The sequence below is a fragment of the Haliscomenobacter sp. genome, assembly GCF_040403615.1.
In the GTDB taxonomy this organism is placed as follows: domain Bacteria; phylum Bacteroidota; class Bacteroidia; order Chitinophagales; family Saprospiraceae; genus Haliscomenobacter.
The window spans coordinates 1-12,579 of record NZ_JBBAKG010000051.1 but is presented as its reverse complement, the minus strand read 5'-3'; the positions used below and the strand labels follow the sequence as shown (position 1 = coordinate 12,579).

The following is a 12,579-nucleotide window of genomic DNA, read 5'->3' as shown; positions in this document are numbered from 1 at the left end:
CGTTCCAGAAGCGCCAGAAATGCCGTTTCTGTTACCATATACAATTTTGATCTATATGGGTGTCCGCAAGGTTGCCCATCGATGGTTCGGTAGTTCAGTTGGTTAGAATACCTGCCTGTCACGCAGGGGGTCGCGGGTTCGAGTCCCGTCCGGACCGCCATCAATGAGGCAATTTTTGTGATTGCTTCTACGCTTTTTTTTAGATCAAAGTTTGATTAAATATTGGTTCGGTAGTTCAGTTGGTTAGAATACCTGCCTGTCACGCAGGGGGTCGCGGGTTCGAGTCCCGTCCGGACCGCCAACATTTGGTCGATCTTTAATGATTGTCCAATCAAAAAGGTCACCTGAAACAGCATCAGGCGACCTTTTTTGTTTTCAGGTTGACGCAAAAACTCGGGAAGTTAATTTTCCTGCGTTATTAAGCCTGTTTCACCGCCTGTCTTGCCAACAGTTTCCAAGCACTCCCCTGCTTCTGCCAAATCTGCAACACGATCAGTTTTACGCTACTTGCCTTTCCGCCATCGTTGATGTCGCCGGCCAGTTTGTGCCGTACGATGGCCGTTTTGCCCGCAATTTTGATGGTTTGCTCCGTCAATTCCATGGTAACGAAATCGGATTGGCCCGTTGAGATGGAGGTGACGATCATGGCTTTGTCTTCAATTTTTCCACTGGAGTGGCCATAACTGAGTTCTTCGGCCAGCACATTTTGCAGTGCAGATTTATCTGCATCGAGCATCGCTTTGCGCCAGGCGTTTACCGCATCTGCTACTTGCTGTTCTGCTTTGGATTGGGCAAACCCTGTGGCCGAAAAACCAGCCAAAAGGATGCAAAGGATTAACTTTTTCATTTTGTTGAATGTTTACAGTTGGTTCAATAATTGCCTGTTCTTAATTGGGCAAAGCAAAGGCTACGTACTCATTGCCTTTGGGGGTGCCTAGTTTGGTACCTCCACAAGCCAGCACGATGTATTGTTTGCCATTGACCGCGTAAGTTGCGGGCGTGGCAAATGAAGCAGCGGGCAATTTGGTTTCCCAAAGTATTTTACCGGTTTTTTTGTCAAAAGCCCGAAACATGCCGTCTTTGGTTGCCGCAATGAAAAGTAATCCGGTAGCAGTCACCACGGGGCCGCCGTAATTTTCCACACCGGTATTGCGAATGCCCTTGGCAATCAAGGCGGGCTCTTCGCCAAAAGGCACTTTCCAGAGGAATTGTCCGGTGTTGAGGTTGATGGCGCTGAGTGCACCCCAGGGTGGCCCGATGGCGGGTAAGCCCTTGTTGTCCAAAAACTTGTTGTACCCCGTGATGCCATAAGGAAGCTGCACGGCTTTGGAAGCAGCAGCAGTTGCACTCACTTCTTTTTTCTCGTCTCCGAAAAGATAGGCCACCAATGCTTGTTTTTGTTCTGATGAAAGCGAGGTAAAACCAGGCATCATTCCTTTGCCCGCAGTGATGATTTGAGTCACGAAAGCTTTGTCGCGCTTCTTTTCAATGCCGAGCAGTGAAGGGTAATTGCTTTGCGGATTGCCTTTGCGATCCACCCCATGGCAAGATGCACAAGTTGTCAGGTAAATTTTTTCTCCGGGGCTGGCGTTGGCCATCTCTTCTTTGGCTGGTTTTTCGATCATGGTCAGCACCCAGGCCATTTCGTTGCTGTTGACGTACAAAATACCATCAGGATCAACGGCCGCACCGCCCCACTCTCCGCCGCCATCAAATCCTGGGAAAATAATGGTACCTTCTTTGCTCGGCGGATCGTAAAATCCTTTTTTGTAGGTCTTGAATTTTTGCAACAACTCTTCGCGGTTTTCCGCATAAGGGCTGATGTCTTTTTCGGTCAGGTCTTTGGATTGACGCGCATAAGGCGCAGGCAAGCTGGGGATGGGTTGGGTTTTCCAGGCTTTTTCTCCTTTCAAATCAGAGTCAGCAACAGGCACTTCGTTGATCGGAAACAGCGGCTCTCCGGTCACCCGATCAAAGACAAACACATAACCCTGCTTGGTGATTTGGGCAACTGCATCAATGGATTTCCCGTCTTTGTTGAGGGTAATCAAGTTGGGCGGAGCGGGCATATCTCGATCCCAGATATCGTGGTGGGTAGTCTGGAAATGCCAGAGTCTTTTGCCGGTACGCGCATCCAGTGCGAGCAGACAATTGGCAAAAAGGTTTTGTCCTTTGCGGTTGCCGCCATAAAAATCAAAACCTGCCGAACCAGTTGGTACATATACAATCCCACGTTTGCGATCGACCGACATGCCCGCCCAGTTGTTGGCCGCTCCGGTGTAGTTGTTGAGGTAAGCGTCTTTGGGAAAGGTTTTGTAGCCGTACTCGCCAGGGTAGGGGATGGTATGAAAGGTCCATTCCAGCTTGCCTGTTCTTACATTGAAAGCGCGAATGTCGCCGGGAGCGGCGTCGGCTCCTTCCGAAAGCCGAACGGGCATGATAATCAGGTCTTCAAATAGCGTACCTGGGGTATTGGAAATGACGAACTTGTTTTGGGAAACAGCAGGCAACCCAGTGTGCAAATCGACCTTGCCCCCATCGCCAAAACTGGGAATGGCTTTGCCCGTTTTGGCATCGAGTGCCCAAAGGTTGGGGCCAGCAGTGTACAGGATGCGTTGATCGGCTCCGTCTTGCCAATACGTTACTCCGCGACTGGTACTGGCCCAGTTTTTCAGCGGATCACCAAAACGCCAAAGTTCTTTTCCGGTAGCGGCATCTAGCGCAAAGGCTTGCACGCTTGCAGTAACACCATATAACACCCCTTTGATCACGATCGGACTGACCTGCATCTGACCTGAGTCGGGGGTAGCATAGCGCCAGGCAATCTTCAGCTTGCTTACGTTGTCGGGAGTAATTTCGGTCAGCACCGAATAGTGGTTGCGGTCGGGGCCGCCGAGGTATTCGGGCCAGTCGGTGCCGGCAGGGTCTCCATCGGCATTGAGGAAGGCGATGATGGCGCAGAGGAATACTGCGAGCAGAGCGAATAAGGAAATGCGCTTCATGTAGGTAAACTTTGACTTTGCGATGTGATGTACTTGACAAAGTTAACCATTCTTGCTGCGCAGCAAAGCCCACAAAGTCAATAAGCACAATTTTTTTTGCATCCTGTCTCTTTGTTCCTCACGATTACGCAAGGCGCAGCTTCGCTGTATTTTAATTCACCACGACGGCCGACGAACACGACGATTGGCATGCTACGCACCCCAATTACACGACGCTTGCGTTGGGTTGTGCGGAGCTAACGTCGTGTCCGTCGTTTCGTCGTGGTGAATACATGAAGCAGCGGAACTGCTTACTGCTGTAACTTGTGTTCAAGTAGAGCTTAGCGCCCGATCAGCACCGATCCTGTCATTTCAGGAGAAACCGGAACGCCCATCAAGTTGAGGATGGTTGGCGCAATATCGCCCAGTTTTCCATCTTTTACGGTTGCTCCAGCAGCTTGGGCACTGGCGTAAATGATTGGAACCGGGTTTTTTGTATGTGCAGTATTGGGTGTACCATCTTCGTTGATCATGAAATCGGCGTTGCCGTGATCAGCAATGATGATGCAATCGTAATCGTAATCGAGGGCAGTATTGATGAGTTTGTTCATGCAATGATCTACGGTCTCAACGGCTTTGATGGCTGCTGAAAACACCCCGGTATGCCCCACCATATCGGCGTTGGCATAGTTGAGACAAATGAAATCTGGTTGGTTTTCCACGATGTCGCTCACAATGGCATCGGTGATGCCCTGTGCGCCCATTTCGGGCTGTAGATCGTAAGTGGCTACTTTGGGTGAGGGTATCAGCAAGCGACGCTCTCCAGGAAATACTTCTTCGCGACCGCCGTTGAAGAAGAAGGTTACGTGGGGGTATTTTTCGGTTTCAGCAATGCGTACTTGGGTCTTGCCCGCCTTGGAGATCACTTCTCCGAGGGTATTGGCGAGGTTGTCGTTTTCAAAAAGCACACTTACGTTCTGGTAGGTTTCGTCATAGGTGGTCATGGTGGTGTAGTGCAGATTCAGCTTGTGCATCCCAAAATCTGGAATATCCATTTGAGTCAATACCTGAGAGATCTCCCTAGGGCGATCGGTGCGGAAGTTGAAACAAAGCAGGGCGTCGCCATCTTTAATTTTGGCTACGGCCTCACCCTTTGCATCGGTACAGATGATTGGTTTGATGAATTCATCGGTTTCGCCCGCCTCGTAACGGGCCTTAAAAGTAGCCAGTACATCGGTGCTGGCCTCGCCAATGCCATTGACCATAGCATCATAAGCCAATTTGACCCGTTCCCAGCGCTTGTCGCGATCCATGGCGTAATAGCGCCCTACCACGGAAGCCAGCTTGGTGGCTTTGTTGGCGGAATAATCTACAATCTCTTGCAAAAAGCCAAGCCCACTTTTGGGGTCACAATCTCGCCCATCGGTAAAAGCGTGGATGTACGCTTCGGTCAAGCCTTGTTCTTCCACGATGTCAATCAGTCCTTTGAGGTGGTTGATGTGTGAGTGAACGCCTCCGTCAGAAACCAGTCCCATGATGTGCAGTGGCTTGCCATTGTCTTTGGCGTATTTTATGGCATCGAGTAATACCGGATTGTGGTTCAATTCGTGCTCTCTTACGGCTTTATTGATGCGGGCCAATTCTTGGTACACCACGCGTCCTGCACCAATGTTGAGGTGACCTACTTCAGAGTTGCCCATTTGCCCATCCGGCAAACCTACCTGCTCGCTGTGTGTAACCAAGGTGGCGTGGGGGTATTTCGCGTACAAACCATCTACAAAAGGAGTGTTGGCTTGGGCAATCGCGTCAGCTGAAGGTATCTGACCCAATCCCCAACCATCCATAATGACCAGTAGAACTTTTTTTGTGCTCATGTTTGTTTGTCTGCCCCGAAATTTAAAATGGGGTGTTTGGTTAAAATTTTCAAAATAGCTGCTATCAGTATCTCGCGCCGAAAATAACACAAGCAATTGATAGTTAAAGTGCAAAAGGCTTTTTTTCTAAAGAAAAAAACAATTTAAAAACAAAGAAATCGTTAAGTATTTGTATGCCATGTATGACGCAAAAAATTACTTCCCGATTTTTTGAGGGGCTTTTGAATAGGAAGCTCACTTGAAATGAACCGTTCGACTTCCTATTCAAAACCCAAAATCGGGAAGTAATTTTTCTGCGTTCCTTATAAAAAAATGTTACCATCACCCGACAATTGCGTCAAAAAGATAAAACGGTGAAGGAGGTGAATCATGTTTATGAAACTTTACATTTTCAAGGTCGATCGTTTTCATTAAACCAAATCGGTCGGCCTAACCCTAAAAAAGGACGACTATGAAAAGCATGTTGATATTGCTGCTTGCCCTGAATTTCTGGGATCAGCAGCTCGCATTCGACAACATTACCAAAGCCATCAGTACTGGTAATGTTACTGCATTGGAACCTTACCTGGATAAATCAGTGGAAATTTCCATTCTGGAACAAGAGAATGTGTACGGCAAAACCGAAGCGGTGCAAATTCTTAAAAACTTCTTCCTGAAAAACAAACCGGTAACGTTCAGCCAAATGCACACGGGTCAATCAAAAGGCAAAGAAGCCCAATACAGCATTGGCAGCATGAGTACGGCTACAGGTACATACCGGGTGTATACCTATGTACGGGTAGAAGGGGACAAATGCTTTGTACAGGAAATCAGGTTCGATAAGGAATAATTTTTTCGGTGTTGTGTTTAGGGTTGTACTCAATGTGAAAATTGGGTACAACCCTATTTCATTTTAATACTTTCGTACATCGCCACCCAAAAACTGCTTGATCCGTTTTTCCTTTGGGTCAGTTTCGTACAAGATTTCGCCGCCAACATTGGCTGAAGCTTCCAGCAAATCGGTAATGTGTACCTCTGCCCGACCACCTGTACTGGTTTTGACGTTGCCTTTTTCGCCAATCAAGTCAGTACAACGGCATACACCTCCAGTGCTGGCGTTGATTTCCTGTGAGGTTGCCGTTCCTTTCAAGTTCAACTGACCTCCTTCTGAGGCATTGGCATCCAGGTTTTTTACATCCAGGCTCAAGTCCAATTGTCCTCCTGCGGAGACACTTACCGAAAACAAATCTGCTTTGAGGGTTTCTTTGGCATCCACTTTTGCGCCCGCATTTGCCCTTACTCCGCGCAGTGCTTTGTAGGTCACATAAGCCTTGACGATTTCATCTTTGTACAAAAAACCATTCAAAACCTGGATGCGCAATACGCCTTTAGAGACTTTGGCTTCAATCTCTTTTTCAGGAATGCCATCGATGTAAAGCACCACCTTGTCGGCATCTCCGGCTTCGAGGTGTACGGTTACACTGCCCGTGGCGCTGATTTGGTCAAACGGCTCTACTTTGATTTCTTTCTGCGCTTGTAGATTCCCATTGAAGCCCAGGAATTGGACGCTCAGAAGCAATCCAATATGCATTAATCGTTTCATATTTGTTGTTGTTTAAATTCGTGAAGCAAAACTAGAAGCCTAAGTAAAGGCGTCTAGCACTTATAAAGATGTCAAGAACGGCCAATGCCCCTATTTTAGCACACACTTAAAATATAAACGGCAGGGAAAACCAAAAAAATCGCTATTTCTCCCTCTTTAAACCCGAAATTTTGCCATTTTTGCAGCCTATTTAGCATTTAGACATGCTCTAACAAACAATACGTCACGATGACCCAGCAAGCGGATCTGTTCAAGAAATTGGTTGCACACAGCAAAGAATACGGTTTTATTTTTCAATCGAGCGAAATTTACGATGGTCTTGCCGCAGTGTACGATTATGGTCCCTATGGCGTAGAATTAAAAAACAACATCAAGGATTATTGGTGGGCTGCCATGGTGCAAATGCACGACAACATCGTGGGTTTGGATGCTTCCATTTTTATGCATCCCAAAACCTGGAAAGCTTCTGGTCACGTAGATGCCTTCAACGATCCCCTGATCGACAACAAAGACAGCAAACGCCGCTTCCGCGCCGATCAACTGATTGAGGAAGAGATTGATAAAATGCAGTCCAAAGCCGATAAGGAAGTAGAAAAAGCCAAGAAAAAATTTGGCGATTCCTTTGACGAGGCGCTGTACCGCACCACCAACCCCAGGGTACTGGAGTATACCCAGAAAGCCGAAGCCATCAATGACCGCTTGACTGCGGCGATGTCCAATGGCGACATGGCCGAGATGAAAGCAATCATTGATGACCTCGACATTACCGATCCAGACACAGGTTCGCGCAGTTGGACGGAAGTGCGTCAGTTCAACCTGATGTTCAATACCCAATTGGGAAATATTGCGGGAGAAGAAGGCAAACTTTACCTGCGCCCCGAAACGGCTCAGGGGATTTTTGTGAATTTCCTCAACATCCAGAAGTCTACCCGCCAAAAGGTTCCCTTCGGAATCGCACAAATTGGAAAGGCTTTCCGCAATGAGATTGTTGCCCGTCAGTTCATTTTCCGCATGCGCGAATTTGAGCAAATGGAAATGCAATTCTTTGTGCGCCCAGGCGAGGAGATGAAGTGGTACGATTACTGGAAGCAAACGCGCATGAACTGGCACCTCAAGATCGGGACGCCGCAGAGCAAATTGCGTTTCAAAGACCACGACAACCTGGCCCACTACGCCAACGCTGCGGTGGACATCCAATATGAATTTCCCTTTGGTTTCAGAGAATTGGAAGGCATTCACTCCCGTACCAATTTTGACTTGAGCAGCCACCAAGAGCTTTCGGGCAAAAAACTGCAATACTTTGATCCAGAACTGAATGAAAACTACGTGCCTTTTGTAGTTGAAACTTCCGTAGGTGCCGATCGGATGTTTTTGGCCATGATGAGCGAATCCTTGATTGAAGAAACCGTGCCCGATGCTGACGGTCAAGATTCTACTCGTACCGTGATGAAGCTGCATCCAGCATTGGCTCCAATCAAAGTAGCCGTATTGCCCTTGCTGAAAAACCGCGAAGAGTTGGTGAAGGCAGCAACGGACGTGTTCAATAAACTGAAGTTTTCGTTCCAATGCCAATACGACGAAAAAGACGCGATTGGCCGCCGTTACCGCCGTCAGGACGCAATTGGAACCCCTTACTGTGTCACGATTGACTTTGAAACCCTCGAAAACAATACCGTAACCATTCGCGAGCGTGACACCCTGAAGCAGGAACGCGTGCACATCGATAGAATCGAAGAAATTGTTCGTCAACAGGTTGAAATGAAAACCTTGCTGATCTAAGCTCTGAAAACCGAGCCGGTTTATTGCGAAAAATGCCCTAAAAAAGTCACTGTAGCCTTGAACGCAGTGGCTTTTTTTTATATATTGTATTTTTTTTGACGCTCTTTTGACTTGACGAACAAGTGGATCTATCAAAAAACATCGTTTACTTTACAAATGTAGCATCCAAAAACCGAGAAGAGCATGAGTAACTTTACAAAACAACCATTGATGAAAGCTACCCCAAACCCACGTATTCGATTTTTTTCATTTCTTTCCCAACCCTTTTGGTTGGTTTGTAGCCTCCTGTGGTTGCTCACCAACCCAATTTTTGCGCAGCGAAATCTTACCCTTTCCCAACTGTCCTTTGCGCCGCAATCTTACCAGGTCAACCTTGGAAGAATTCCTTTGACCAAATACAATATCGGATTGCCGCTGATGAGTGGTGCAAATGGTGCTGTCAGTAGTTCGGGGTTTAAGTTGGGCGATTTTCAGGAAGGCAATTCCGTTGAAGGCACTCCAGTCAATCCTTACAAAAAATTCCTGGATGGACTGGATCAGCAAAACCAGGCTTCGATGGACATCAGTGTCAATCTCCTCGATTTGGGGTTTCGTATTGGCAAGCGCAATTACTTCAATTTTTTTGTCAACGAAAACATGAATGCCGCCATGAGTTATCCACGCTCCATGGCGGAGATGTTGTTCAATGTAGGCAACAGCAAAATTGTAGACCGCACTTACGATATTCAGACTTACCGACTCAATGTATTGCAATACCGGGCAATTGGCTTGGGGTACACGCGGCAGATTACCAACAAACTCTCGGCAGGTATTCGGGTAAAATCCTTAATGGGCATCAGCCATGTGCAAACCCTCAACGACTCGATGCGCTTTGTAAGCGATAAAGACGACCGCTATTTTGGGGTATTGGGCAATTTGAGTTTTATGAGCTCAGGTGCCAGCAACCTTGATCCCTATTATGCAACCCTGGGCAACCTGAATTTCAGCAATTTAGCCGTACAGGCTTTGCAACGCAACCCATCCACTTATTTTCAAAAAACGGGTAATAATGGTTTCGCATTCGATCTAGGTTTGCAATACCGGATCAATGACGAAATAGACCTGTACGCCAGTGTGCTCAACGTGGGCAGCATCACCTGGAAGAAAGGAATTACCATCAACCCAATTGCCGACGACAACATCGAATTTCCTACGCAAGACCTGAAAACCTACAACAAAGAGGTACTCGAATTCATTGATAGCCTTGGCCGCAAGCCCAAGTTTGATACCACCTTTAGCACCAAGCTTCCGATGCTTTTGTACGTAGGGGGGAGCTATTTTGTCAGCCCAACTACCTCAATCGATGTGACCATCAATCCCCGATTCTTTCTGGGTGAAATTGATTTTGGGATTGCGGTAGGGGTGACTTCCCGAGTGAACAAATTTCTACAAATCGGTGGCAATATTTCTTCTTTCAACAAAGCCAGTATCAATTTCGGCCTGGGAACGGCGCTCAATTTGGGTCCCGCCCAATTGTTTTTTGTTACGGACAATGCCCTCGCTGCGCTTTCTTTTAAGAGTGCAAAAACAGCTCATTTCAACTTGGGTTTAACTTTCAACATAGGTCGCCAAACCCGAGAAGACCGCATCGCGGAATTGGATGGCAAAAAGAAGGTAGAAAAAAAGAAAAAAGAGGAAGACAAGCCACTTCTGGCAGAAAACAAAAGCAATAAAGACGAACCCAAGACAGTTCCGCGCTCCGTACCTCCTTCTTTATCGATTTCTTTGATTGGAACGGTTTTCAATTCCATCAGCAAAGAACAACTTACGGGCATATCATTGGAAGTCTTCATGCAAAATGAAGATGGAACCGAGGCGGTCATTACCAAGCGAACTTTTGGCAATGGCATCATCTTGATGTCCTTAAAAAGAGACCACAATCACCGCCTGATGCTGCGCAAATCGGGTTTTGCTCCAACAGAAATCATTCTGACTACAGATGAAATGGGAGGGTTGCCCCAGTTGAAACGGGAATTTGAATTGACAGCAGGTGTACAAGCAGCGCCTCCAACCATTGAAGCCCCTGCTGAACCCGAAGAAATTCGGGTGCCAGATCGAATCATTGAACCTACTAACAAGCCGATCATTGTACCAGAAAAACCGGTTACGATCCCAGAGAGACCCATTGTTGTGCCAGAAAAACCAGCTCCAAAGCCAGAAACTCAGATCAGTAAGCCTTCTTCAAGACCTGGTCGGGTTATAGTGTACCGCGTGCTCGAAAACTCGGCCATCCGTCAACATCCCGATGAAAATAGTCTTGACTTGTTGCCTGTAGTAATTGGTCACCGCCTCGAATTAATGGAAAAAACCAACAACGAATGGTGGAAGGTGCGTTTTCGCGATTTTGTGGGTTATCTGCCCGCGCGGATTTTGGAATTGGAAGAATAGATCTGTTGTAAAACTGGAGCATCAAGGATCGAGGATTCTTTGATGCTCCAGTGTATTAACCTCATGTTTTTTTGGACTCAAGATCAAAACCTGAACGATATAAATTCCCACTAAAGCTGTTGAATCTCCGCTATTGAAAGTCCAGTTTGCCGGTGAATGTCTTCAAAGGAAACACCATTCTCCTTGAGCATTTTGGCCAAATTTAGAATCAATAAGTCTCTTTCAATCAATTCTTTATCTTTTTCTTGGCGCAACTTTAAAGCTTGATCCAACTGCTCTTTGGTGGTATCCAACTGCTCTTTGGCGGTATCCAATTTCTCTTTGGTGGTATCCAATTCCTCTTTGGCGGTATCCAATTTCTCTTTGGTGGTATCCAATTCCTCTTTGGTGGTATCCAATTCCTCTTTGGCGGTATCCAATTCCTCTTTGGCGGTATCCAACTGCCTTTTAGTAGTTTTAAATTGTTTTTTGGTGGTATTCAATAGCTCATCGGCTTTTTCAAACTTTTCTTTGAAAAAGGCAATTTTATTGTCACGTTCAATTAAGGCTTTAAGGTATTCGTCTTCCACCAGCATTTTTTCTTCTAAATCGGGATTGTCAATGTCTGCGGATTGCAGCCGGGAAATGACGCGATCCAGAAATCCTGGAAAAAATTTGCGGATCAAGCGCAAACGGTGATCATTGCCAGTTACCCTTTCTTTTTGATCGAAAAGCTTCAATAAGGAATATAGCCTTTTTTTGTATTCATCGTTCATGTACTCCTCTACTTTGATGTTGCGCAGATTGGGCAGTTGTATCACCAGCAGATCATAAGTAAGGTTGTCGATGAATTCATTGTGTTTTTTCAGGACTTCGTTTTTGAACAAGCCAGTTTTGAAGCGATTGGTTTTGATCAACAAGTCGTTGATTTCGTTTTCGATGCGGAAATTGAGGATAAAAATAGGAATCAAACGAATAGGGCGATTTACCTTTTTAATGGCTTGGGTTTCCAGATCGGTTACTTCAATTTCCTGTTTCTTCTGAAAATTTTTGCTGATGTAGCGCTTGAAACGAAAGATGTCTTCTGGTTCACTGGCCTTTTGAAGCTCGATCATGATCAATTCTTCTGAGCCGTCTGCCAGTTCAATGGTTGCCGTAAAATCCAGATGAAACAGTTGAATGTCATCTTTCGTTTTGGGGTCTTGCAATTGTACGGAGTTGGATTTTTCTTTTTTCTCTGGAAAAGTGAGAGGTTCGAGTTGCAGTTTGGTTATTTTTTCATTGATTAAAGTAGAGAGCACGATCAGTGCACTTTCGTGATCTGACATCAAATAACGAAACACCACATCATAAATAGGGTTGGGTATGATGATGTACTCGTTATAGTTGCTGTCTTGGCTACTTATTTCCATTGCTGCTGTGGATGTTTTGGCAAGCAAATTTACAAAATTTTGGGGTTTAGTCAAGAAAAATGTTTTTATATCAAAAACAAACAATCCGAATTGTTTGTTTTTGATGCGTGATATGAGAATCAAGCGTTTTTCAAAATTGCCTCAATTCGATTCAGCTCTTCACCAGAAAACGCATAATTATCGATGCAGCGGATGGAATCCAAAACCTGTTCGGGTTTGCTTGCACCGATCAATACTGAAGTGACGCGTTGGTCTTTCAATATCCAGGCCAGAGCCATTTGCGCCAGGTTCTGTCCACGTGCTTCGGCCAGGGCATTCAATTGGCGGGCCTTGCTGATGTTATCTTCCGAAATTTGGTCTTCTTCAATGGCACCATTGCCGCGGTGGCTGGATGCTCTGGAATCTGCGGGAATGCCCTTCAGGTATTTATTGGTGAGCAAACCTTGCGCCAGTGGCGAAAATGGGATGCAGCCTACTCCGGTTTCTTCCAACACATCCAACAAACCATCTTCCACCCAGCGGTCGAGCATGGAATATTTGGGTTG

9 protein-coding genes and 2 tRNA genes are annotated in these 12,579 nt (G+C 46.3%); 5 read left to right on the top strand and 6 right to left on the bottom strand.

The genetic code is table 11. The annotated features are described in order from the left end of the window. The first annotated feature begins 83 nt into the window (after positions 1 to 83). Together ABW391_RS16705 and ABW391_RS16700 are read left to right on the top strand one after the other, a co-directional pair. Positions 84 to 160, top strand: a tRNA-Asp gene (locus ABW391_RS16705). A 64-nt stretch (positions 161 to 224) separates the two neighbouring features. Further along, positions 225 to 301, top strand: a tRNA-Asp gene (locus ABW391_RS16700). A 117-nt stretch (positions 302 to 418) separates the two neighbouring features. Here ABW391_RS16700 and ABW391_RS16695 read toward each other — a convergent pair. From ABW391_RS16695 to gpmI, 3 genes are all read right to left on the bottom strand, one after another. Beyond that, positions 419 to 847: a nuclear transport factor 2 family protein gene (locus ABW391_RS16695; protein WP_353483037.1), complete on the bottom strand. Its 429-nt coding sequence runs from the start codon at positions 845 to 847 to the stop codon at positions 419 to 421. Between the two features lie 40 nt (positions 848 to 887). After that, positions 888 to 3,002, bottom strand: coding sequence for an outer membrane protein assembly factor BamB family protein (locus ABW391_RS16690; RefSeq protein WP_353483036.1), 2,115 nt, complete (start codon positions 3,000 to 3,002; stop codon positions 888 to 890). A 320-nt stretch (positions 3,003 to 3,322) separates the two neighbouring features. Continuing rightward, positions 3,323 to 4,855: a 2,3-bisphosphoglycerate-independent phosphoglycerate mutase gene (gpmI, locus tag ABW391_RS16685; protein WP_353483035.1), complete on the bottom strand. Its 1,533-nt coding sequence runs from the start codon at positions 4,853 to 4,855 to the stop codon at positions 3,323 to 3,325. 451 nt (positions 4,856 to 5,306) lie between these two features. Here gpmI and ABW391_RS16680 point away from each other — a divergent pair, with 451 nt between their 5' ends. After that, positions 5,307 to 5,684 (top strand): DUF4783 domain-containing protein, encoded by a 378-nt coding sequence (locus tag ABW391_RS16680; protein ID WP_353483034.1) that lies wholly within the window; start codon positions 5,307 to 5,309, stop codon positions 5,682 to 5,684. A gap of 63 nt (positions 5,685 to 5,747) precedes the next feature. Here ABW391_RS16680 and ABW391_RS16675 read toward each other — a convergent pair whose 3' ends face one another. After that, on the bottom strand, positions 5,748 to 6,437 hold the full coding sequence (locus tag ABW391_RS16675; RefSeq protein ID WP_353483033.1) for a head GIN domain-containing protein: 690 nt from the start codon (positions 6,435 to 6,437) through the stop codon (positions 5,748 to 5,750). Positions 6,438 to 6,665: 228 nt separating this feature from the next. Here ABW391_RS16675 and ABW391_RS16670 point away from each other — a divergent pair, with 228 nt between their 5' ends. Both ABW391_RS16670 and ABW391_RS16665 read left to right on the top strand, forming a co-directional pair. Next, complete coding sequence (locus ABW391_RS16670) at positions 6,666 to 8,216, top strand: glycine--tRNA ligase (protein ID WP_353483032.1); 1,551 nt, start codon at positions 6,666 to 6,668, stop codon at positions 8,214 to 8,216. Between the two features lie 183 nt (positions 8,217 to 8,399). Beyond that, positions 8,400 to 10,643, top strand: a complete 2,244-nt coding sequence (locus ABW391_RS16665) for a DUF5723 family protein (RefSeq protein ID WP_353483031.1) — start codon at positions 8,400 to 8,402, stop codon at positions 10,641 to 10,643. 110 nt (positions 10,644 to 10,753) lie between these two features. Here the strand turns inward: ABW391_RS16665 and ABW391_RS16660 are convergent, their stop codons facing one another. Together ABW391_RS16660 and ABW391_RS16655 are read right to left on the bottom strand one after the other, a co-directional pair. Continuing rightward, a complete protein-coding gene (locus ABW391_RS16660; RefSeq protein ID WP_353483030.1) occupies positions 10,754 to 12,034 on the bottom strand; it encodes a coiled-coil domain-containing protein in 1,281 nt (426 codons plus the stop codon). A gap of 119 nt (positions 12,035 to 12,153) precedes the next feature. Beyond that, the coding region (locus ABW391_RS16655; RefSeq protein WP_353483029.1) for an aldo/keto reductase at positions 12,154 to 12,579 on the bottom strand (426 nt) is incomplete at its 5' end.